Annotated in this window: 19 protein-coding genes and 2 tRNA genes; 13 read left to right on the top strand and 8 right to left on the bottom strand. The window is 37.0% G+C overall.

Annotated elements, in window-relative coordinates; translation table 11 throughout:
- The first annotated feature begins 137 nt into the window (after nucleotides 1-137).
- The 3 genes from ACSZOX_RS04665 (at nucleotide 138) to ACSZOX_RS04655 (ending at nucleotide 3,851) form a co-directional block, all read left to right on the top strand.
- The gene (locus ACSZOX_RS04665; protein ID WP_437918647.1) at nucleotides 138-509 is read left to right on the top strand and encodes a hypothetical protein; all 372 of its coding nucleotides are present in this window, start codon (nucleotides 138-140) and stop codon (nucleotides 507-509) included.
- A gap of 21 nt (nucleotides 510-530) precedes the next feature.
- Nucleotides 531-1,286 carry a hypothetical protein gene (locus ACSZOX_RS04660; RefSeq protein WP_437918646.1) on the top strand — a complete coding sequence of 252 codons (756 nt, stop codon included), beginning with the start codon at nucleotides 531-533 and terminating at the stop codon, nucleotides 1,284-1,286.
- A 1,008-nt stretch (nucleotides 1,287-2,294) separates the two neighbouring features.
- Entirely contained in the window at nucleotides 2,295-3,851 is a 1,557-nt protein-coding gene (locus tag ACSZOX_RS04655) for a glycosyltransferase family 39 protein (RefSeq protein WP_437918645.1), read from the top strand.
- Nucleotides 3,852-4,011: 160 nt separating this feature from the next.
- Here ACSZOX_RS04655 and ACSZOX_RS04650 read toward each other — a convergent pair whose 3' ends face one another.
- Together ACSZOX_RS04650 and mnmE are read right to left on the bottom strand one after the other, a co-directional pair.
- Nucleotides 4,012-4,353: a hypothetical protein gene (locus ACSZOX_RS04650; RefSeq protein WP_437918644.1), complete on the bottom strand. Its 342-nt coding sequence runs from the start codon at nucleotides 4,351-4,353 to the stop codon at nucleotides 4,012-4,014.
- A 145-nt stretch (nucleotides 4,354-4,498) separates the two neighbouring features.
- The gene (gene mnmE, locus ACSZOX_RS04645) at nucleotides 4,499-5,875 is read right to left on the bottom strand and encodes a tRNA uridine-5-carboxymethylaminomethyl(34) synthesis GTPase MnmE (RefSeq protein ID WP_437918643.1); all 1,377 of its coding nucleotides are present in this window, start codon (nucleotides 5,873-5,875) and stop codon (nucleotides 4,499-4,501) included.
- Nucleotides 5,876-6,089: 214 nt separating this feature from the next.
- On the opposite strand from mnmE, the gene ppk1 reads away from it, so the two are divergent.
- The 4 genes from ppk1 to ACSZOX_RS04625 all read left to right on the top strand — a co-directional run bounded on the left by ppk1 (nucleotide 6,090) and on the right by ACSZOX_RS04625 (nucleotide 10,787).
- Nucleotides 6,090-8,159, top strand: a complete 2,070-nt coding sequence (gene ppk1 / locus ACSZOX_RS04640) for a polyphosphate kinase 1 (protein WP_437918642.1) — start codon at nucleotides 6,090-6,092, stop codon at nucleotides 8,157-8,159.
- Nucleotides 8,160-8,282: 123 nt separating this feature from the next.
- Nucleotides 8,283-8,669, top strand: a complete 387-nt coding sequence (locus tag ACSZOX_RS04635) for a hypothetical protein (RefSeq protein ID WP_437918641.1) — start codon at nucleotides 8,283-8,285, stop codon at nucleotides 8,667-8,669.
- A 135-nt stretch (nucleotides 8,670-8,804) separates the two neighbouring features.
- Complete coding sequence (locus tag ACSZOX_RS04630; RefSeq protein WP_437918640.1) at nucleotides 8,805-9,749, top strand: helix-turn-helix transcriptional regulator; 945 nt, start codon at nucleotides 8,805-8,807, stop codon at nucleotides 9,747-9,749.
- 78 nt (nucleotides 9,750-9,827) lie between these two features.
- Nucleotides 9,828-10,787 (top strand): glycoside hydrolase family 43 protein, encoded by a 960-nt coding sequence (locus ACSZOX_RS04625; RefSeq protein WP_437918639.1) that lies wholly within the window; start codon nucleotides 9,828-9,830, stop codon nucleotides 10,785-10,787.
- A 76-nt stretch (nucleotides 10,788-10,863) separates the two neighbouring features.
- On the opposite strand, the gene ACSZOX_RS04620 is transcribed toward ACSZOX_RS04625, so the two are convergent.
- From ACSZOX_RS04620 to ACSZOX_RS04605, 4 genes are all read right to left on the bottom strand, one after another.
- Nucleotides 10,864-11,337 carry a DinB family protein gene (locus tag ACSZOX_RS04620; protein ID WP_437918638.1) on the bottom strand — a complete coding sequence of 158 codons (474 nt, stop codon included), beginning with the start codon at nucleotides 11,335-11,337 and terminating at the stop codon, nucleotides 10,864-10,866.
- A gap of 124 nt (nucleotides 11,338-11,461) precedes the next feature.
- A complete protein-coding gene (locus ACSZOX_RS04615) occupies nucleotides 11,462-12,058 on the bottom strand; it encodes a hypothetical protein (RefSeq protein WP_437918637.1) in 597 nt (198 codons plus the stop codon).
- 15 nt (nucleotides 12,059-12,073) lie between these two features.
- Nucleotides 12,074-12,670, bottom strand: coding sequence for a DUF502 domain-containing protein (locus tag ACSZOX_RS04610; RefSeq protein ID WP_437918636.1), 597 nt, complete (start codon nucleotides 12,668-12,670; stop codon nucleotides 12,074-12,076).
- Nucleotides 12,671-12,683: 13 nt separating this feature from the next.
- Entirely contained in the window at nucleotides 12,684-15,113 is a 2,430-nt protein-coding gene (locus tag ACSZOX_RS04605) for a bifunctional UDP-N-acetylmuramoyl-tripeptide:D-alanyl-D-alanine ligase/alanine racemase (RefSeq protein WP_437918635.1), read from the bottom strand.
- A 68-nt stretch (nucleotides 15,114-15,181) separates the two neighbouring features.
- On the opposite strand from ACSZOX_RS04605, the gene ACSZOX_RS04600 reads away from it, so the two are divergent.
- On the top strand, nucleotides 15,182-15,661 hold the full coding sequence (locus ACSZOX_RS04600) for a regulatory protein RecX (RefSeq protein WP_437918634.1): 480 nt from the start codon (nucleotides 15,182-15,184) through the stop codon (nucleotides 15,659-15,661).
- Nucleotides 15,662-16,206: 545 nt separating this feature from the next.
- Nucleotides 16,207-16,641 (top strand): tail fiber domain-containing protein, encoded by a 435-nt coding sequence (locus ACSZOX_RS04595; RefSeq protein WP_437918633.1) that lies wholly within the window; start codon nucleotides 16,207-16,209, stop codon nucleotides 16,639-16,641.
- 78 nt (nucleotides 16,642-16,719) lie between these two features.
- On the opposite strand, the gene ACSZOX_RS04590 is transcribed toward ACSZOX_RS04595, so the two are convergent.
- The gene (locus ACSZOX_RS04590) at nucleotides 16,720-17,775 is read right to left on the bottom strand and encodes a porin (RefSeq protein WP_437918632.1); all 1,056 of its coding nucleotides are present in this window, start codon (nucleotides 17,773-17,775) and stop codon (nucleotides 16,720-16,722) included.
- 466 nt (nucleotides 17,776-18,241) lie between these two features.
- On the opposite strand from ACSZOX_RS04590, the gene ACSZOX_RS04585 reads away from it, so the two are divergent.
- The 3 genes from ACSZOX_RS04585 to ACSZOX_RS04575 all read left to right on the top strand — a co-directional run bounded on the left by ACSZOX_RS04585 (nucleotide 18,242) and on the right by ACSZOX_RS04575 (nucleotide 19,831).
- Nucleotides 18,242-19,546 (top strand): ammonium transporter, encoded by a 1,305-nt coding sequence (locus tag ACSZOX_RS04585; protein ID WP_437918631.1) that lies wholly within the window; start codon nucleotides 18,242-18,244, stop codon nucleotides 19,544-19,546.
- 122 nt (nucleotides 19,547-19,668) lie between these two features.
- Nucleotides 19,669-19,741 (top strand) — tRNA-Gly (locus ACSZOX_RS04580).
- A 5-nt stretch (nucleotides 19,742-19,746) separates the two neighbouring features.
- Nucleotides 19,747-19,831: transfer RNA gene (locus ACSZOX_RS04575), tRNA-Leu, on the top strand.
- 49 nt (nucleotides 19,832-19,880) lie between these two features.
- On the opposite strand, the gene ispE is transcribed toward ACSZOX_RS04575, so the two are convergent.
- Complete coding sequence (ispE, locus tag ACSZOX_RS04570; protein ID WP_437918630.1) at nucleotides 19,881-20,693, bottom strand: 4-(cytidine 5'-diphospho)-2-C-methyl-D-erythritol kinase; 813 nt, start codon at nucleotides 20,691-20,693, stop codon at nucleotides 19,881-19,883.
- A gap of 101 nt (nucleotides 20,694-20,794) precedes the next feature.
- On the opposite strand from ispE, the gene ACSZOX_RS04565 reads away from it, so the two are divergent.
- The gene (locus tag ACSZOX_RS04565) at nucleotides 20,795-23,641 is read left to right on the top strand and encodes a triple tyrosine motif-containing protein (protein ID WP_437918629.1); all 2,847 of its coding nucleotides are present in this window, start codon (nucleotides 20,795-20,797) and stop codon (nucleotides 23,639-23,641) included.
- The last annotated feature ends 252 nt before the right edge of the window (nucleotides 23,642-23,893 follow it).

The raw sequence follows: 23,893 nt of genomic DNA, 5'->3' as shown, positions 1-23,893 counted from the left end.
AATCGAATTATAAATTGGCATAGACAAATTGTAAATCTTATTTACAATTTTCATGCTATAGTTGTTTATTGCTTAACTATTCTATATTCGGATATGTAGGTATACTTGTAAATGAGCTAGACACAACATCAGGTAAAATGAAACATACAGCAATTCAACGATATAAACTTCTATTTATTAACTTGTGCGGGTTCTTTTGTTCCTGCCACAGTAGTCCATTATACTACTACGGACAAGTGCTAGACGAAAACAATACACCTATCGAAAGCGTTTATATCTCCAAATTGTATGACGACATTGGAGTTGTAACCGATAAACGAGGGTATTTTAAAATGGATAGATCCGCCGACAGACTTGACGATCTAATCTTTAGCAAGGAAGGCTATATTACGGATACAATTCCTTCCGTTTGGCGTCAGAATGGCGAAGCTATAAGGTATAACTTTATCAACCACGACACGACGTTTGTCAAATTAATAAAAAAGAAAAAACAGCCTAATGAAATGTGACCAACGTAAAAAGAATGAATTATGAGAGCATTGATCTTCACCATCTATATTATTTTATGTATTTGCGAGATATGCAAGGGGCAATTGATTCCCTTCGCTGTTATAGCAGATCCAGATGGCTATACGAATGTCCGACTCGGAGAAAATCGAGCGATAGTGGATCGTTTGACCACAAACCAAATCTTTGCTCTGCGTGGGCCAGTAGATGACGATGGCTGGCAAGATTGGTATTGGATTGATTATCCAGACTACAGCATAGCTACTAAAGCTTTTGAAAAATATATTCATAAAACTAAAGCAGGCATGTTGCATCAAAGCCGTATAAAACCAATAACATCCCTACCGCAATGGCAGAAAAAACATGTCGCGAAAAAAAATCTATTAATTTGTCGTAATGCAAAAAACACCATTCATATTGAGATACGTTATGCACCTTTTAAACCAGATGATCATCGATATACGAAAAATGAACAAGGTGCTATCTTAAAAATAGACGGTAGTGAGGCTTGGGGAATCGATGGCTACTTATACGATGATATGAAAATAATAACATCTATCACATTGAACATTGGTAGCTATTCTTATACATTTCCAAAAGAAGCCGTTAAAAATTTACTGATGCCCAATACGAATCTCACTAACTTTGGAGTTTCTGAAGGTAGCAATGGCGTTTTCTTTCTATATATGAGCAACAGCGATGGTGCTGGCGGCTACGATGTTGTATGGACAATTAGCAACGAAAAATGTACGGATCAATTCCTTTACCGCAACTTCTAGCATTTACGTTCAGAGTCAGTCTTGTGCAAAAAGGTTCGGTTCTTGAATTGCTATTAAATTTAGAAAGACAGAAAAATTAGATAGAATATGCATACGCTAGCTATCATTCCTACATTTGGAAGATCTAGCGATATGTTTTTTCCACCCCGTACTTTGAACAACCTACTCGCTGGTTTGTGGATGGATAATCGGTATTCGGAGTTTCTTATAACAAACACCCTATAATCTTCGTCAAATGTTCGGCCGTCGATGTACATTTATGATACTCCCGTTATACAGTTTGGTTACTTTAGTAAAGAAATAGTATAACGACAGTAAGAAAAAAGTAAAGCGACGACCGAAGAAAGGGCGAAGTTAGTCCGAAGAAAGGTAGAACAAAGGCAGAACAACAACCGAAGAAACACCAAGTAAAATCCCGTGTTTTTTACGAAAAAAGGACGGTCAATTTTGGTTCCTTTTAAGTACCCATAAAGTACCCTTTTAGTTCCAGTTAAGTACTTTTCACTTAGTACTACATCAGTACTTGAACAGTACTTAACAGGTACTTGAGAAATAAGGGGTACTTAAATTGGAATTATCTTTCGCAGGTAGCCTATTTTAACTTACTATTTTTCCAATCCTTCGGGTAAGAAACAAAACGTTCTTCTTCGGTTGTTCTTTGTTCTAAAACTCTGCACCAAAAAAGCATGAAAATAGCAGCAGAATAGGATTCGTATTAACAGCCGTACATCCTTGATTTTCGAAAAAACAAAAATGTTATACGATTTTTAAAATTGTATATAAAACTTATATTTTGTTCCTTAGCACAAGATATTAAGAAAGTACACATGGAAATTATTCCAACAAATGTGTGACCAATTTATCGTTACGTATAATTATGCAATAACATTTCAACATGCTCATCATCAAAACATAGAGAAGAATTAAGACTATAACACACATTCAATATATAAACAAAAATATATTCAACAGCTGCATTAGGAATCTTAAAACTCGCATTACTAAAAAATGTATAACAGGTATCCATTTATAAAAAAACATATTATTCTAGTGGGTTTTATTCTTCTAAAATTCATCGTTCAGTACCAGTTAATTAGTCCAATATATGATTTACATCGAGATGAGTTCTTACACTTAGATCAGGCGAATCATTTAGCCTGGGGATATTTATCTGTTCCGCCATTGACATCTTGGCTTTCTTATCTCATTAAAGTTTTGGGAAATTCCGTCTTTTGGATAAAATTTTTTCCTGCACTTTTTGGAGCGCTGACCATTATTGTTGTTTGGAAAACTATAGAAGAACTTAAAGGAAACCTTTTTGCGTTGACTTTTGGTACTGCCTGTGTTACTTTTTCGGTCCTATTCCGTTTAAATACGTTATATCAGCCTAACTCTCTAGATGTTCTTTCTTGGACTTTGATCTATTATTTTATTATAAGGTATATCAACAGCGAGCATAATAGGTGGTTATATTTTATAGCAGTCGCATTCGGATTGGGATTTTTAAACAAATACAATATATCGTTTCTAATTCTGGGAATTATCCCAGCAGTTATAGCCGTTCCAGAACGTAAAGTACTTTTCAATAGAAAATTTTATTATAGCGTTCTCATCGTATTTTTAATCATCCTCCCCAATTTGATCTGGCAATACAACAATAATTTTCCGGTTGCATTTCATTTTAAAGAACTTGCGGAGACCCAACTCGTCAATGTCAGTCGATGGAACTTTATCAGATCTCAATTTCTATTTTTTTTCGGCACTTTTCCTGTAATTGGGTTTGGCCTCTATGCTTTGTTACGTGATCAAGCATTTAGAAAATATCGCTTATTCTTTGTTTCATTTTTTATAACTCTCGGTATCTTTCTGTTCCTAAAAGCCAAAGATTATTATGCAATTGGCATATATCCTATTTACTTCGCCTTTGGCTCAGTATATGTTTCTTCTTTTCTAAAAAACAAAGTGGGAATAATTTTAAAACCTTTTTTAATCACACTCCCTTTTGTCTTCTTTATTCCTGTCTATATGCTGACATTCCCCAATAATAGTCCACAATATTTTGTAGATCATCCCGAAAAATTCCGTGCAATCGGAATGTTGACGTGGGAGGATGGTAAAGAGCATCAGCTCCCACAAGATTTTGCTGATATGTTGGGGTGGCAAGAACTCGCTCAAAAAGTAGATCATATCTACAGTAAAATTCCAGACCCCCAAAATACGCTCGTACTGTGCGATAACTATGGACAAGCAGGAGCAATAAACTATTATTCCAAGCAGGGAATCCGTGCAGTAACTTTTAATGCTGATTACCTCAATTGGTTTGATTTCAAAAATGAATTTCGCAACTTGATTCGTGTAAAAAATTCTTGGGAAAGCGATATCGAGATGGATGAAACCGGTCCTTACTTCGTGCAATCTATACGCTCAGATTCTATAACTAATAGTTACGCCAGAGAATATGGAACTACGATATTTACGTTTATCAATGCAAAAATTGATATTAATAAGCGCGTTAAGATCGAGGTGGAGCAAGAACAACGTCGACATATGTTGCCTGTTAAATAACTATTTATATAGCCACAAAATGAGAATTGGGGCTGTCGTACGAGTTCGAAGTGTACTGCCAAAACTTCATGATCCGAGTTTTCAAAAGCGTGCGGAAAAAGGCAGAAAGACTGTAAACATCTGGTAGATCTATTCTATGAGGTTGCTAGTATTAAGCATGCTACTCAAACTTAATCACTTCCACCTTTATTGAAAAGTCATCGGTAGTTTTTTCATTAACTTGCCTATCAAGTTCCGAAAAAACCACTGCATCCGCACCAATTTTTTTTGCTTTCTCTATGACCGACTGTTTTGTTCTCGCTTGACCAGATGCTGAACTTGTCGTTGGAGCATTCATATGACCTATTACTTTATAAGGTTGTTTGATATCTTTAGTAGAATAAAACGTTTGCACACTATTTGTCGGAGAATATTTTTCACCCAAATACACAGGTGCATATAATGAACACGCCGATAGCAAAAGAACCAAACTTGAGAGGATAAACTGAATAGATAGTTTCATATAAAGCTAATTTTAAGATGAAGACCTTACTGCAATCATATCGATTATGTACATGTTTAAGGTTATTTCCGCTGAAATATTAACGACTAAATTAGCATTTTTTTCAACAAAGAAAACAACACCATTTAGTAATAGAATTCATTCATCACTTTCCGATACAGAATTTAGAAAATATGTTTTCTAATAAATCATCGGTGGTTACGCTGCCTGTAATGGTACCTAGATGATGCAAGGCTTGTCGAATGTCCAAAGCTAAAAAATCAGATGTAATAGGATTGTCGATACCAAATAGTACTTTATCAAGAGATTCTTGTGTTTTTTGTAAAGATTCTACATGTCGAATATTAGTCACCATAACATCGTCGGCTTGAATATTAGATAAGTTGACTTGATTTAAAAGTTCTTCCTTCAACTCTTCGATACCTACCCCATCACGCGCGGAGATGTAAATAGGCTCTAGCGGCGTATATTCCTCTCGGGCTATATCAGAAAGGAGATCAGCTTTATTTATCAACGTGACAAACGGAATGCCCAACTCTTTTACTTCCGCGATCTGCTCTTGAACGGCTTCAATCTTATCTTGAATTGGATCGAAAAGATAAATAATTAATCGAGCCTGCTTCATCTTTTCACGTGTGCGCTCTACTCCCTTAGCCTCTATCACATCCATCGTCTCCCGAATCCCAGCTGTGTCAATAAAACGAAACAGAATTCCGTTGATATTAATCTCATCCTCCACAGTATCCCGTGTCGTCCCTGCAATATCGGATACAATTGCCCTTTCCTCGTTCAATAATGCATTCAACAACGTAGACTTTCCCACATTAGGTTTTCCGGCAATGACAATAGGAACGCCATTTTTTAGAACATTTCCCTGTTCAAAGGACGAAATCAAACGTCCCACAACTTTATATATGCTTTGCACTAAAATTTTTAATTGATCCCTATTGGCAAACTCAACATCTTCCTCTGAGAAATCTAACTCTAGCTCTATCAACGAAGCGAAATGAACCAAATCTTCACGCAGCTTTTTAAGCTGATTAGAGAAACCACCACGCATTTGTTGCATAGCGATTTGATGCGAAGCGGCAGAATTGGATGCAATCAAATCGGCTACTGCTTCCGCCTGTGATAAATCTAAACCTCCATTCAAAAATGCGCGTAACGTAAACTCTCCTGCTTTAGCTGCGCGGGCACCTTGTTTCAAAAGAAGATTGATGATACGTTCAATGATATAACGTGAATTATGCGTAGAGATCTCAACCACGTTCTCTTTCGTGTAAGAGTTGGGTCCTTGAAATAACGAAACCAACACTTCATCTATAATTTCATCGTGATCACGAATCGTCCCAAAGTGAATAGTATGGGAGGATTGTTCCAAAAGATTTTTACCACGAAAAACCCGATTAGCAATTTCTATGGCATCGGCACCTGACAAACGAATAACGGCAATAGCACCGTTCACCCCAGGGGAAGTGGCCAACGCCACAATTGTATCTTGTGAATCCAAAGCTGCAGACATAGTACAAATGTACACTTTAGAATTCATTTCATTAAAAAACATTACTCGTACATCGATAAAGGGGAGTTCATCAGTATAAAAAACACATGATTATGAAATCTTTGACATCTTGTAACGCGCTACATTAAGTTAACATCTTATTAATTTTTTCTTTATATTTAAGACATATACTGGGTCTATATTTAAAGCAATCAAGTAAGTGGCAAACAAAAAAATGATAAAGAAAATTATCCCTCGGGATATCAGCTGGTTAAGCTTTAATGGACGCGTATTGCAAGAAGCTGCCGATGAAGATGTACCCCTATCCGAACGTATCAAGTTCTTGGGCATCTTCTCTAATAATATGGATGAGTTCTTTCGTGTACGGGTAGCTGGTTTAAAACGAGCAATGCTTTTTAGCGAAAAAGAAGCGAAGGAAATCTTTTTTGAAACACCTCAAACCATCCTCGAAGAACTTAATGATTTAATAATTAAACAACAGAAAAAATTTGATAGTGTCTGGGGTAAAATCCAGACAGAGATGGCAAAGCAAAAAGTGTTTATAAAAACCGATCTGGAATTAGACGAAGAACAACAACAATTTGTGAAGTCGTATTACCAAGAAGAGGTAGAGTCCAACGTGATCCCACTCCTATTGGATGACACACGTCCAATGCCGTATTTGAGAGATAAAAGTCTCTATCTCGGTATAGCTATGCGCAAAACGGACTGGGAATATGAAACACGTTTCGCCATTATTGAGATTCCCGCACGTAGAAATGGTCGGTTTTTACTCTTGCCTTCTCCAAAAGGAGAAAAACATGTCATGCTTCTTGAAGATGTCATTAAGTTTAATCTTCCTTATATCTTCTCTTATTTTGGCTTTGATACGTTTAGGGCGAACGCTTTCAAAATTACGAAAGATGCCGAATTTGATATTGATAATGACATCAATACCTCTTTAGTTGAAAAAATAGAAAAAGGGATTAAGAATAGACGCAAAGGCAAGCCTACCCGTTTTGTTTTTGATAAAGATATGGATTCGTCTCTTGTCGAATTTTTAATAAGAAAATTAAATCTTTCTAAAAAAGACAGTATTATTCCTGGGCAGAAAATCCATAATTTCAAACATTTCATGGACTTCCCAAAAGTTTTTAAGTCCGAGAGTCGACCAAAGGAGAGAACATCATTTGAGCACCCTGATTTTGCTGGCCATCAACGTGTAAGTGATGTCATACTTAAGAAGGATGTGCTATTATCTTTCCCTTACCATACGTTTCTACCTGTTATCGATCTCGTTCGTGAAGCAGCAATGGATCCTGATGTGCGCTCGATACAAGTTACGATCTACAGGATGGCCGAGAATTCAAAAATTGCAAATGCTTTAGTGAATGCCGCTCGTAATGGGAAGGAAGTTACGGTTATGCTTGAACTTCGTGCGAGATTTGACGAAGAGCATAATCTGGAATGGAAAGAACGCTTTGAAATGGAAGGAATAAAAGTTCTTTTGGGTATTCCAGATAAAAAAGTGCATGCCAAACTATGTATTATTAAGAAGAGAGCACAGAACAAAACGTTGCAATACGGTTTTGTAAGTACAGGAAATATAAATGAAAAAACAGCCCGAATATATGGTGACTACTGCTTAATGACGAGCAATAGAATGGTGATGGCAGATATCAATAAAATTTTCGCCGCGCTAAAAAAACCTAAAATGGCTATTTCAGAAAGTTTAAAAACCTGTAAAAGCTTACTGGTATGCCCTACCGATATGCGGAAGGCCCTGGTTGAACATATCAACAAAGAAATTTTCGAGGCATTAGCGGGCAAAAAGGCACATCTTATTGTAAAGATAAACTCCCTTAGCGATAAAATTCTCATACGCAAACTTTACGAAGCAGCTGATGCTGGCGTAAAAGTTGAAATGATTGTTCGTGGGATTTACTGTGCAGTAAATCAAAAAAGATTTAAAGAACCTATCCGAGCGATCAGTATTGTAGACGAATACCTCGAGCATGCACGCGTTATGTATTTCTATGCCGCGGGTAAGGAGATTGTTTACATTTCTTCGGCTGATTGGATGACGAGAAACTTAGACCATCGGATTGAAGCAGCGGTACGTATCAGCAATAAAAAGATCAAGAATGAATTGATTGATATGTTGGAAATTCAATTAAAAGATAATGTGAAAGCCCGGGTTTTAAACAATGAACTTGATAATATTTATGTCAGTAATAATAAGTCTCCGCAGCGTTCACAAGTTGAGTTGTATAAATACTTAAGAAAGAAAACCAAGCACGAATAAGCCGAAAAATAAGCTACGGTAAATAACGTTTTTATATTAATACCGTATTAAATTGAAGTTAATCCATCGTAATGGCATTCCTATTGTCATATTCCTGTGAGAATTTGATAATAATAGATCATTATGAAAAAGACTTTTAAAATTTTAAGTGTACTATTTCTTGCTGTAACAATTTTTAATAGCTGTAGCAAAGATGACGATCCTGCAGATAATATATTATTTGCAGACAAGTACAGTGGTTCAATCAGTTATTCAACCACAGATGACGATGAAGATGTTGCCGTTAGTGAAGGTAGTGTAACAGTGACAAAAATCGGCGACACTTACAACTTCGCATTCTCCAATGGTATTCCAAACATTAATGGTGTGGAATTTGAAAAACGAGGTGACAACTATTACTGGAATATCGGTGGTGAAGCTAGTAGCTACATCAAGATTGATGCAGATGAGCTTTTCATTGCGTATATCAAAGATGGAAAAACGTGGTATGCAGACTGCGACCGCGATTAATTACTGTTTATCTTTATTTAAGAGCTCTTGTGAAGACAAGGGCTCTTTTTGTTTTACTCATTTCTACCAAGAATTTTAGAAACTTGACGATTAGAATTCGACGAAATCATGAACGTTTTTGTGGTATCTTTACATATGGATATTACAAAACGGTTTGATAGGATTATTGCAATTTACTTTCAATTACAGGCAAGGCCAATAGTAAAGGCCCAGGATCTGGCACACCGATTTGATGTGAGTCTTCGAACAATCTATAGAGACATGCGCGCTCTTGAGCAAGCTGGCATCCCTATTTACGGCGAAGCCGGCACAGGGTATTCTCTAACAGAAGGCTACAAACTTCCGCCCGCTAGTTTCACACAAGAAGAAATTCTAAGCCTAGCTGCTTCAGAAAAATTAATGCAAAAATTTGTCGATCCGGAGCTATTCCGCCACTTCAATACTGCCATTAATAAAATACGATCCTATCTAAGGCATAGTGACAAAACCAGCATGATACCATTAGAAGAAAATATTCTCATGAACCAGGTGTCTTCACTCTTTAATGATTGTGTACCGGATGCCTTATCTATTCTATTTGAAAGCATTTCAAAAAAAAGAATCATTGAAATTGAATATCTTGCCATGCTTCAAGATGAGTCTAACCATCGACAAATTGAGCCGGTAGGTATATTCCACGAAGGAAACTTTTGGTATTTTATAGCCTATTGCCATCTTCGGCAAGATTATAGACAATTCCGGATCGACAGAATTCAAAAAATCAAAAGAACAGAACACCCTTACAAGAATTCCCATAAGCCGTTAAACCATTATCTGCAACAAAAAGAAAAACTGCCAACGACAAAGGTGTTGATTGAAGTAGATAAAGAGTTTGCACGCTATCTCCAATGGGAAAGAACTTATCACGGATTTGTATGCGAAAGAATCAAAGATGAAACCGTGGAAATGACTTTCGAAGCAAGAAACGTAGGAAGCGAGTTTGCCCGTTGGTATTTAATGTTTGCCGACCATGCTAAAATTATAGAACCACCGGCTTTGAAGGAAAGGGTACGACAGCTTATTGCTGCGATTCAGCTCTAAGTTAACAAAACAATTTTCAAGTCACATCCGAATTGCTAAAAGGTTTTTGTATCTTTAGGAATCATGCTAACTAAAACTATGAAAAAAACAACATTTCTATCATGCTTTTTAGGCCTTTTTTGTAGTAGCCAAATCTTGGCACAACAAAACCCCGTAATTCCAGGTTGGTATGCAGATCCGGAGGGTATTATCTACAACAATGAATACTGGATTTTCCCCACTTATTCTGCCGCTTACGAACAACAAGTTTTCTTTGACGCATTTTCTTCAAAAGATTTAGTAAGTTGGAACAAACACCCTAGGGTAATTGATACGGTAGCTGTGAAGTGGGCGAAAAAAGCGATGTGGGCGCCCAGCGTCATTGAAAAAGATGGAAAATACTATCTATTTTTTGGGGCCAACGATGTACACGAAGGTGAAGTGGGAGGAATAGGAGTTTCTATTGCTGATAGACCAGAAGGTCCATACAAAGATTTGTTAGGAAAACCTTTAATCAATGAGATTGTCAATGGTGCCCAACCTATAGACCAATTTGTATTCAAAGACAAAGATGGGCAATACTATATGTTTTACGGTGGTTGGCGACATTGCAACGTCGTGAAATTAAGCCCTGATTTCAAAAGCCTAGTACCATTTCCAGACGGCGATATCTACAAAGAAATAACTCCTGAAAATTATGTAGAGGGTCCATTTATGTTTATACGCGATAACAAATACTATTTCATGTGGTCGGAAGGAGGTTGGACAGGTCCTGACTATAAGGTGGCATATGCTATTGCAGATAGCCCCTTTGGCCCCTTTAAGCGGATTGGTACTATACTTGAACAAGATCCTCAAATTGCAACAGGTGCTGGACATCATTCTGTCATCAAAGTTCCTAATGAGGAACGATATTATATGATCTATCACCGTAGGCCACTGGGCAAAACTGGTGCCAGTGAGCGGGAAACTTGTATTGATGAAATGAACTTTGATGATGAAGGTTTTATTAAACCTGTTAAAATGACCTTTAAAGGAGTTAAGTACCTCTTGGATTAGTCAAATTTATCTTACTTTTTTTGGTGTCCGACTTCCGTTTATCACATAGGTAAATCGAACACCAAAAAATCATATCTTAATATCTATCCCAAAAGAAAGGAGGTTCAACGCCCAAAGCTCTAAGATAAACAAAACCTTGTGCCCTATGGTGAATTTCATTATCTACGAAATATAATAGATTGCTATAAATAGGAAATTTGTATTCACCAAAAAGATTAAAATCTTCATGAAAATCTGCTAGAGGAATCCGATTGTAGAGATCGATTATCTTAGGTGTATGCTCATCCCACCGCGCTAACAGATCTGCCTTATTTTTTATGCCAAGTGCATGATTATACTGTTCTTCTGTTTTATCGACTATCCCCCGAAGTCCCGGTTCGGCAATCGAAAGCAATTCCATTACTAATTCAGAAAAAGTACGCATGCCACCTATTGAGAACTCAAAAAGTTCTTTTTCTGGAAATTTCTCGATCGTTTTACGGGTTAGTGTACGATGTCCTAACCAATGTTGCAAAAACTCTTCTTTTGACAAAACTACTGCTGTGTTCATATAAATTGATTTTAATTTTTTTACATTAACCAATTAAAACATTAAAAGCTCTAATCTTACGTCAAAAGTAAATCCAATTTTGACAACAGTCTGTCAGCAACAAAAAAATAATATGCTTTATCTTTTACCAATCAATTTGCAAGTTCGTTTTAAATAAATTGCTGTTGCTATTGAAAAACAAAGAATGCTTGTCAGGAAATAAGAACAACAGGCGATTTTTATACCTCGATATTGCGGCAACATCCTGTTGGGAGGATACATGGTGGTTCACCCGATTACTAACCTCTAGAAACAGGCTTTTTTCAGAGCTTCGTATTTTTATTTTTAAGGGATATTTTTCCATCCGATTATACCCCAGATGTAGGGCATTTAATACCAGAGGAAATAAAATTAAAGGGGGAACAGTCTTTTCATATGCCAACTTAACGTCAAACCGTAAAAATGGATATTCATTGGCGCTTTTAAGATACAATGCTATATATTCTTCCAACAGCCGAATCTCTTCTTTCACAGGCAAGTACATTTCCTTCTCTAAAAGAACTAGCTTACGAATAAACGTATCGTAACCTTCCGAATGCTGTCCTTCAGACTGCTCACTAATTTGCTGTGCGAGATTTCGATCCATTCTACACTCCTGAAAACTCAGTTCTGCTTCAAGTTCGATCTTTACCAAATCGACTTCAATTTTACTACCAAATATCTTATCTAAAAACGCTCCCATATGCATTCATTCGTACTAATCGATTCCACTAACCCCTCCAGAGACAACCAACTTCATCGCATCCGTTGCGCTCATATTCAACCGTTCCACATGTGCAGCTTTTACGACTACGACCTGACCCGCAACAGAATAAGAATAGGGAAAGTAAACAATAACCTCGTCGGGAAGACCTATTTTATGCAGATCACGTTGGGTGAGAAAACCTATTTTCTTTAATCCTGTTTCATTCACAACAACCAATACCGGTTCATTAAATTTTTTGGCATCACCAACAAAAGCTTCTGTAAAATCCTTGATCGAAGAATACAATGTATTAAATAGAGGAATTTTATTAATCGAACGTTTCAACCAAGCCCGAATGGGAGCCGTAACCAAATTAGTAAAAACCAAACCCACTAAAATTAAGACAATAAGTACCGTTAAAATACCAATACCCGGTATGTAAAGCGGATGACCTTGTTCATCTTCTAAAAAATGTCCGGTAAGATTCAACGCATTGTCTAAAGACGCTACAGACCAAACAATAAGAAAGACGGCTCCAGCCACAGGAACGATAACCAATGCCCCTTTTATCAAATAGTATAGTAACCTCTGTGTAACTTTTTTTATCATGTTTTTCTTTAAATTAACCATAAAAGTATACCCTCTTCACCCGTGAAGATATATTCACCAATAGTTCGTAAGGAATTGTATCAATTGCTTTCGCTGCTTCCATCAGATCTGGAAACACAAACACCTCATCTTCTTCTCGTGCCGCAACGTCCGTCACATCTAACATACACATATCCATACAGATAGACCCCACAGTAGATACGCGTTGCCCATTTAAGAGCATGGAGCCTACTCCATTTCCGAAACGCCTGCTATAACCATCGGCGTAGCCAATTTTCACCGTGGCTATTCGGCTGACACGCTTCAGAACTCCTTTCCGATCGTATCCCACGGTCTCTCCAGCATCAAGCTCTTTTATCTGTGTTATTGTGGTTTTCAACGTACTTACTGTATCAAGTCCCAACCGATGATCCATATCTACCCCATAAAGTCCTATCCCTAGTCTGACCATATCAAAATAAGCATTTGGCCAGTTTACAATGGCTGACGTATTTGCGATATGACGCAAGACGCGATATCCAATACCATTTTCCAAGTGATCAACCGATTTCGTAAAAACGTCGATCTGTTGCAACGTGAAAGAATCATGCTCAGAATTTCCTGAGGCTACCAAATGAGAAAACACACTTTTGACTTGAACTTCTTTAGCTTCCACCAATATTGTTGATAATCTTTCTACTTCTGTAGGTAAAAAACCTAAGCGATGCATTCCTGTATCAATTTTGACGTGAATAGGAAACTTCGTTATCTTTCTTGCACGAAGATAACTCACGAAACTATTTAAAATACGAAAGCTATATATTTCAGGTTCGAGTTTGTATAACACTAAATTATCGAAAACCTGCTCATCGGGACTCAATACCATAACTGGCAACTCTATTCCATTCTGTCTTAACTCAACACCTTCGTCAGCAAAAGCAACCGTGAGATAATCAACTTTATTAAATTGAAGCAGATTTGCAACCTCATAGCTCCCACTTCCATAAGAAAAAGCCTTCACCATTGCCATCAACTTGACCGAGGTCGGCAACAAGGATCTATAACGCTGTAAATTTCTTTCTAAAGCTGCCAAATTAATTTCCAACACCGTTTCGTGTGACTTTGCAGACAGCATTTGACTAACGTCCTCGAGATGAAAAATTCGGCTGCCTTTAATTAAAATACTTTCGTTGTCGAAAGTAATGTGCTCGAGATTGGTTAAAAGCTCTTCAGTGGATTCAAAAAGTAGTGTAGGCACGTCAAGATGCGCCTTGAGAAAAGCTAATGATCTTCCTACTAGAATAACACGTGATAACCCTTGTCGCTGCAAAAGTTTTAGAAGTTTCTCGCGGAAACGGTCGTCCAAACCTTCCAGATCGGACAAAATCAATGTCTTCTTTTTATGCTGCTGCTGTTGATGAAGAAAATCAAGTGCGATTTGCAAAGAAGCTAAATCATTTGAGTATGTATCATCTATTATAGAACAATTATACTTGCCCGTTTTTAATTGCAGCCGCATATCTAGAGGCTGCAATCGCTGTAGTTTATGTGTTATGGCATCTAAAGAATAGCCAAAAAAAAGAAGCGTCGTTAAGCATGTTAAACTATTTTCGATTGAAGCACGATCTTGAAAAGGTAAGTCAAAGGTGGCGATCTCGGTGCGGTATTCCAATTGTATTGCTGTTCCGCTACCTATGGAATCCTCCATTTTTAAAATCCGAACATCATCGTCTACACTATCACCAAAACTAAAAGCCACATGTTTGGAATCCAAGAATTCACGTATCGGATAAAGAGAAGAGAAGATGATATGTTTTGTTTGTTTAAATAACTTTAATTTTTCTTTTAATTTCAATTCCTTTGATACAAAACCGCTCGAATGCGCCAATCCAATATTGGTAAATATACCTATGTCGGGTTTGATCATCGCTTCTAGCCTTTCCATTTCTTCGGGCAAGCTTATACCGGCTTCTATTATTGCACAATCATAATCATCGGTAAGGTTCCATAACGCTAATGCAACCCCCAATTGCGAATTATAACTATTGGGACTTTGATACACTTTTTTATCGGGCAACAAAAGTTGTGTCAACCATTCTTTTACGACCGTTTTTCCATTACTGCCGGTAATACCGATGATAGGCTTATCAAACTGACTCCGATGGTATGCAGCAAGCTGCTGCATTGCAAACAGGACATTATTGACAAAAATAAAATTTGCATTTTCATACCCTACTGTATCAATATCATTTCGAGAAACGACAAAAGACCGTACACCTTTTTTGTAAGCATCCTCGATAAAATCATGGCCATCACGAACACTTGTTAGCGCGAAAAACAAACTTGTTGTTCCTGATCTAATTTTTCGGGTGTCGTAGGCTAAGTCATAAATTTCCTGTGAGTCGTTAAAAATATAACTACGTTCGTAATCAATATGGGTGAGAATAGATGCTATTGTATACATAGAAATTTGCTAGAAACAAATTTCATCAATATTTTCAATAAGTGTATCATTTTTTGAAGATTTGCATAATGAACGAAGAAAATAATCAAAGGAAAACTTTAACATATCTACAAGCTAAAGTGAAAGCCGAGAGCTACTGTGCCTACCAGGAAAGGGCGCAACAAGAGGTTAGAGATAAGCTCTATTCTTGGGGATTACATCAGAATGAAACCGAAAATATTATCGCGGCTTTGATTGAAGAAAATTTCCTAAATGAAGAAAGATTTGCAAAAGCATACGCTTTAGGAAAATTTAGAATGAAAGGTTGGGGGAAAATCAAGATAAGACAGCATTTAAAAGCAAAAAAAATAACAGAACCCCTCCTAAAAATCGCGTTACGCGAGATTGATCCGGATGAATATGAAAAAAAACTCACGGAAACCATCGATAAAAAAACTATTCACAACACAAATAAGCTTTCTCTAAATGAGAAAGCAAAATTAATTCGATTTTTACAAACAAAAGGCTTCGAAAACGATCTTATTTTTGACAAAACAGAGAAATTATAACATCAAATACAATCATTTAAAACCTTATTAAACAGACAGAAAAGATCAACAAAACCTTGTATACTTCGTCTTAAAGTCCTATATTTGAAAAAAATAAATATATTGTATATCGCCACACGGTATACGAACAAAAATCAAGGGAAGTAATAAATTTATTTTTTAAATAGGAATGAGAAACAAAGGAGTCGTAGTTATTTTATACTTCATATTAGGTATTTTTTTATCTAGCAACTGCTTCCTTTCTTTTCATGTTGATCATAGCAAATTCGACACAGAACAAACAGACGATACCTCTAACGAAAAAGAGGAACCCGAAACTAAGCGTTCCTTTGACGATGAAGTTTTTCTAGTCAACACAGTAAACCATCCATTCATCAGCTTTAGGATATCAAAGGTTACACCTACACAAACCGAAGAACTACCGCATGTAAGTTTAAGCTTGCACTACCCTCCTCCAAACGTAGTTTAACTATTTCTATTTCATTGTCCAATAGTTTATATTGAACAATTAGCATCACATCTTATTTTAATTAGTATATACTATTATGAAAAAATTTTTCATCAACGGCCTATACAGCCTTTTGATTATGACTGGATTTTCATTCAGCAGTTTTGCTCAACAAAAAAATGTAGACGAACAAGATTTAAAAATCAATGTTACTAAAATAGCAAACTCGACAGAGCAACTAAAAAATTTAGAACCCATTGCTTTCAACTACAATACAGAGAAGTTTAAAAATTTAGCTTTGCCTGCCGGAGACCAATACGGATTTTTAGCAAGCAATGTCGAAAACACTTTTCCAGCACTTGTACAAACTTCTTCCAAAGTATACACCGAAGGAAAAAACACTTCGAAAGTAGCGAAATACGAAGAAGTCGATAAGGAAAGTCTTATACCGATGCTTGTCGCCGCAATAAAAGAGCAACAAGAACAAATCGAAGCGTTGAAAAAGGAAATCGAAGAAATCAAAACGAAATAACGTATAAAACAATCAGGCCTCATCAAAGATGAGGCCTGAATTTTGAAATAAATTATTAAAACCTAAAAACAATAAACATTAAAAAGCGTAAACCAATGCTATAGAAGCCTGTGTAGCTTGTTTAGTACCTGTTAACCCGTCTTTTTTCAAAAAAGCAGACTGATTATTGTTGTCTAACCGAATTTCAGGAATAATGGTAAGACCTCCGTGCTTTAAATTAGCCGAAAGCGTAAAAGCAGTCGTTTGCGCACCTTCCTCAGGATCCATACCCTCCAGCTCTACATCTTTTGTTTTGAAGTATTCCGCACGAACGCCGAATCCGATATTCTCTGTCACATTAAAACGTGGATACAAGGCCACCCCACTGTAGCCCCCCATATCCGATTGACGAGAATAATCAGCAGCATTCAAACCCAAGCTGAATTTATCTGAAACACTATAGCTCGCAACCAAATCCACCAATGTACCTGAGCTGTAGTTATCTGCAGCACCATCTGAAGACCCTGTCAAGAAGTTTAAATAAGCACTAAAGCCCTCCATTGGCGTCAAAGAAAGTTGCGCCCCAAAGTGAGACAACCCATTAAAATCTTGATAAACATTCCAATCATTAAAAAGACCCGCCATCAAGGAAACTTTGTCAGAAAAAGCATAGGTAGCTTTGATCCCCGCATTCTGAAAAGGGCCAGCACCAAATAAATAAGAATCAGAATAGTGAAAGTTAGCTACGGGAGATATAACCTCATAGCCTACAAAAGTCCCCATATAACCTGCCGTCATACTGAATTTATCCGTAAAGTTATAAGACGCATACAGGTTTTGAATATGAAAGGAATTTCCTTCGTTTAATTCATTTTGATCACCATTTGGAATCGTATAATACTGTCCCCTAGGACCAAAAGCCAGTTCTCCTACAAAGGTAGCCTTACCTGTAGATTTCTTTAACCCCAAACCCAACATCCCAAGAGATAATGAATTTTGGTCTTGAGCGAAATACCCTGGGATATTTGATCTTTTCGCAAAATCATATTTCCAATAAGCATCAGCGTAACCGGAAATTTCCAAAGGAGTACTTTCTTGAGCCATCAAAGAAACACTAGTCATTGAAATTGCGAGTATTGATAAAAATTTTCTCATAATCAGTTCAGTTTATTTTTTAAAATTTAGATAGTAGTTAATTTTTAAAATAAAAAACCAAGAACAAATTCAAGAAAACAAAGAACGTTTATTGTAAATTATTTTTTCTTTATAAAGAACTACCTGAAAATAACTAAAAAAGAAAGAAAATCTGAATTTACACTTCGTTTTTTCAATTTTACACACAAATAATGAAATTAAAAACGAAGATTACAAGAAAAAAAATCAAAAAAAGTTAAAAAGAAATCAAAATATGTAAATTAAAAACAATAAAAATCAACTAAACACCACAAACAAGCCTATTTTTTATATTTTTTTTAAAAAAAATTATTTTTTTTATACATAATAACAAAATATATTACAATATTTGCAATGAAAAGACTAATCAAGAAGATAAATCAAAAGAAAACAAAGAAAAAAATCAAAGAATTAAAAAAGTTTATTACTAACTAATCCAGATTAAAAAATGAAAAAGATTCTCCCATTTGGAGCCTTGGCCATCGCAGCGATCCTTGCACTAATCGCCCCATCTACCGAAGTTACAACGGTAGCAGAAAGCACCATCGACACAGGAGATACAGCCTGGTTATTAATGTCGGCTGCTCTTGTTTTACTCATGACCCCGGGCCTAGCCTTCTTCTATGGAGGTATGGTTAGAAAAAAGAATGTTATCTCAACTATGCTACAAAGCTTTGTGTGTATGGGACTTATCACAATTATTTGGGTCGTTTTTGGATTCAGCTTGGCTTTTGGGGAAGACATTGGAGGAATCATAGGTAACCCATCAACATTCTACATGATGAAAGGCATGCTAGGTAACACGAGCTGGGCAGCATTACCTACGGTTCCAATTGCTCTATTCGCAATGTTCCAACTAAAATTTGCAGTTATTACACCTGCACTTATAACAGGAGCATTTGCAGAACGCATCAAATTCAATTCTTACTTAATTTTCATCACTCTTTTTGTGATTTTGATCTACGCTCCTTTAGCTCATGCGACTTGGCATCCAGAAGGAATTCTTGCAAAAATGGGTGTATTAGATTTTGCCGGAGGTACGGTAGTGCATATGTCAGCAGGATGGGCCGCGCTAGCATCAGCACTTTATCTTGGCAAACGTAAAGAACAAGAACACACACCTTCAAGAATTAGCTATGTCATATTAGGAACAGGTTTACTTTGGTTCGGTTGGTTCGGATTTAATGCTGGTTCAGCCGGCGGAGCAAATGAACTTGCTGCTTCTGCTTTTGCAACAACAACAACAGCCTCAGCGGCGGCGGCCATGGCTTGGATCTTCTTCGATATTCTTAAAGGCAAAAAGCCATCAGCTATGGGCGCTTGTATCGGTGCAGTCGTAGGACTTGTTGCCATAACCCCAGCAGCTGGCTTTGTAACGATACCTCACTCTTTAATTATTGGAGTTGTCGCAGCAGTAATCAGTAACTTATTGGTAATCTGGCGCACGAAAAAAGGAATCGATGACACCTTAGATGTTTTCCCTTGTCACGGTGTAGGCGGTATGGTCGGCATGTTGCTTACAGGTGTTTTCGCACATAGCTCGGTAAACAGCGTTGTCACAACAAACGGCTTGTTCTTTGGAGAAACTGGCTTATTTACAGCGCATCTTATTGCATTAGTAGGCGCATCTGCCTTTGCATTCCTAGGTGCCCTCTTATTATTGAAAATAACAGATTTACTTGCACCACTACGTGTAAGCGAAAAAGACGAAGTCCTTGGTCTAGACGCAAGTCAGCACGACGAAGAACTATAAATACTCTTGTTTTTAACTGTTGCCCGGATACCTTGGTTGTTCGGTACCGGGCAACGTTAAAAATATTTTTCGTTTTTTATTTTGACACTTTATTAAATTCTTCTATATTTGCACCACGTTAAGCGAAAGTAGCTCAGTTGGTAGAGCACAACCTTGCCAAGGTTGGGGTCGCGAGTTCGAATCTCGTCTTTCGCTCAGTTGCCTAGGTGGTGGAACTGGTAGACACGCAGGACTTAAAATCCTGTTCCTGTTAAAGGAGTGCGGGTTCGATTCCCGCCCTAGGTACGGCAAAAAAAGCTCATCAATTGATGAGCTTTTTTATTTTAACCTAATTTTATAAACGGATAGGATAATATACATCACCAAAAGTCTTTAAAGCAGACAAGTCTACTTCACGCGCAAAAATACCATAGACAGCCGAACCAGATCCTGACATTGATGCATATAAGGCACCAGCCTCATACAAGGCAATTTTCGCATCTCTAATCACAGGATACTTCTCAAATAAAGAGTCCTCGAAATCATTTTTAACATGAAACTTCCATTCCTGCACTGGCAATCGAAGTAATTCCATCAAATCCTCTTCCGCAGAACACGGAATAACCCCAGAATACGCTTCTGCTGTAGATACATGAATTGCAGGCTTAATCAAAACTAAGTATTTGCTAGACAAATCAAGATCAATAGCAGAAAAAGTCGTACCAATCCCCTCTCCATACACAGGCGTATTCTGTATAAAGAATGGACAATCAGCCCCTAATTTCCCAGCATATGCTTCCAATTTGGAAAATGTTAACCCTAATGTAAATCGCTCGTTCAACATCTTCAATACAGCCGCAGCATCTGAAGAACCGCCGCCTAAGCCAGCTCCAAAAGGTATACGCTTATGTAAGTGCAAACCCACAGCAGGCAAATCAAATTCTTGTTTCAATAAACGGTAGGCTCTTAAACATAAATTATTATCATCAAGCGGCAAACGCATCCCTGTTATCATCAAAGAAGTATCCCCTTCTTTTTTCTCGTGCATTTCGATAATGTCGTATAATGGAAATGGATAAAAAACAGTTTGTAAATCATGATAGCCATCTGGCCGCTTCCCTATAATATTCAGGCCAACATTTATTTTAGCATTTGCGTAAGAAATCATAGCGCAATATAAAACAATCCCCTGATTGTTCCGGTTAAGAATAAGATTTTGTTTTAACGTAGGGTAGTTTGTAAATTGCGTCTTCGGAAGATTTGAACGCTATGACTCGTATATTTATTTTGTTTGCCATAATTGTGCTCCACCAATCGATCTTTGCACAACGTATTTCCTCTATAGGTAATCCTTATGTGCAAAATTATACAAAGTCACAATATAAAGCAGGAAATCAAAATTGGAGCATCACACAGGGAAAAGATGGTGTTATTTATGCGGCCAATAACAATGGATTAATGACTTATGACGGAGCTTATTGGGATCTCCATCCGCTAAGCAATCGAAATTTTGTACGCAGTGTAGCCATAGCACCAAACGGAGATATCTACATCGGTGGCAAAGAAGAATTTGGTTATTTCACGAAAGAAAATGGGACATTAAAATACCACAAACTTTCTCAACTTGTCGACAGTAAAATACTGGAAAATGACGAAATATGGAAAATTCTCTTCATAGGAAAAACGGTGATATTTCAGTCTTTTTCAAAATTCTACAGTTACGAAAACGGAAAGATTCAGGTAAACTACGGACAGGGAGAACCCCTACTTTTCGCACATCAAATCAAAGACCGAATCTGGATAGAGAAAATTCCCTCAGGTCTTCAACAATGGACAAGTAAGGGTTTCACGCCTTTAGCCAATCAGCTTTCGAATGTACTAACAATCCTTCCATTTGAAAGCAACCAGCACCTTGTAGGAACTGCTAAAAATGGATTATACCTACTTTCTGATGATGGTATAGCGATGCCTTGGAAGCCTGATTTAGCCGTTACAAAACTATTAAAAGAAGCCCAACTAAATAATGGATTGAAAGTAAATGATGACGTTTTTGCATTTGGAACGATTAAAAATGGAATTTTCATCATAGACAAAGACGGCCATCTTCTACAACACATCCATAAACGCAATGGCCTTCAGAACAACACGGTATTAAGTTTAACTTTAGATAAACAAGGAAATATCTGGGCAGGATTAGACAATGGTATCGATCGCATAGAAATCAACTCTCCTTTTTATTACTTCAATGATATTTTTGGCGAACTAGGCACTGTTTACGCAATACAGGTCTTTGATAACAAAATTTACCTTGGAACAAACCAAGGATTGTTTTACAGTAATTGGTCAGAAGGAAATGACCAACAAAGCCTACATATGCAATTTGTACCTGGATCACAGGGGCAAGTATGGTCTCTCGACATTTTTGACAACCAACTCTTATGCGGACATAATGATGGTACATATTTGGTAAAAGGCACTTCCGTAACTAAAATATCCAATTGGACTGGCGGCTGGGCTAACATACAAATCAAATCTTCGCCACAACTTTTCCTACAAGGAAACTACACAGGGTTAGCGACCTTCCAGAATGAAGGAGCATGGAAATTTAGACAAAAACTTGATCAACCTAAAGCAGCCGTTATCAAGGTATCACAGAAAGACAATGATACTTTTTGGGTCGTATTAAACAATGCCATACAACTTGCAACATTCACGGACGATTATAAAAAAATACAGCTTAAAAACACATTTCTTTTTTCCAAAGACTTCCCTAATATCCAACGCATTAATCCATCTTCCGTGGAAGGCAATGCTATTTTTACGACGGATAAAGGAATATTTATTTATGACAACGTATTATCAATATTCAAACCTTACGAAGAACTAAACAAAGCATTGGGAAGCTATGCAAAGTCAAGTCGTGTCAAGCCACTTGGCGATAACGCATACATATTTGCCCATGAGGGACATTTTGCAAAAGTTACTTTTCGTCAAAATCAATTACAGATCGATTCATCGACTTTTAATATACTACAAGACATCGTAATGAAAAACTACGAGGTGGTGCAACATGTCGGACGTAAACTGCTTTTTGGCCTAGATAACGGCATTGCAATATACGACAGTAACTTTAATCAAAATGAAAAACTCACACCTCCGCTTATTAAGGGGTTTCAAGATATATCTGCCGCTCAAGATTCCCTTCGTTACATCAATCTCCTTAGCGGCATACCCAACAGACAAAATAGTATACGGATATTATTTTCTTCTCCCTGGTTCACCAAAAGCCCCTTGAAGTACCAATACATCCTAGAAGGATATCAAAGTGATTGGTCACTTCCCCTCGAGACCCCTTATATTGATTTCACTAACCTAGGCTGGGGTAACTATACATTCAAAGTAAGGGCAATCACCGCAACAGGCGAAATATCAGAAACAACGGAAATTAGATTCCATATCCTCGCACCTTGGTATCTGCAGTGGCATGCATTAATTATTTATCTGATTGCTGGATTTTTTTCATTCTTTGTTGCTCGCAAACTAATCATTGATAAAATAACCAAGGATAAGCTTCATATCCAAAAGAAGCTACAGAGGCGTCAAGAAGAAATTCTACGCAGAGAAACCGAGCAGAATGAAAAGAAGTTAGTTGAATTGAAAAATGAGCAGCTAGAACAAGAACTCGAACTAAAAAATCGTGAACTGGCCAATGCAGCAACCAATATCGTGTATAAAAACGAACTCCTCAACAACCTACATGAGGAGCTGCTAAATGTAAAAGATCGGGATGGAAAAAAACTCTCCAACGATCAATTGCAAAAGGTGAACAAACTTATTGATAATGCAAGAAGTGACGAACGCGATTGGGACTTGTTCGAGAAAAGCTTTAACGAATCTCATGAAAACTTCTTTAAAAAACTAAAAACCGAATACCCTTCTCTTTCACCAAACGACCTAAAGTTATGTGCCTACCTTCGGCTAAACATGTCGAGTAAAGATATTGCCTCTCTTTTGAATATCAGCACCAGAGGTGTGGAGATTAGACGATACCGTTTACGTAAAAAATTCAATCTTCCAACCGAAAAAAACCTGAGTGAATTTCTTCTTGAACTGTAAAACACTACATCATCACCACTACAACATAATAGTGTACCAAATACACTAACAAAAAATATTTGAGCAATCACTCACACAACATAATAAACTGTAAATCAAATTATTTACACAAAAATAAATATGGATTTGTAGCAGCAATTTTAGTTTGAAGTAGTAATGTGAAATCAAATAATTTCCTCTCGAAACGAATACATCACATCTTTGTTATAATTATAAACACTGTGTTAACGCAACCAGTTATTGTTTCATAAC

The sequence above is a fragment of the Sphingobacterium sp. LRF_L2 genome (genome assembly GCF_965644235.1).
GTDB lineage: Bacteria > Bacteroidota > Bacteroidia > Sphingobacteriales > Sphingobacteriaceae > Sphingobacterium.
This window is presented reverse-complemented; position numbering and strand designations above follow the sequence as displayed.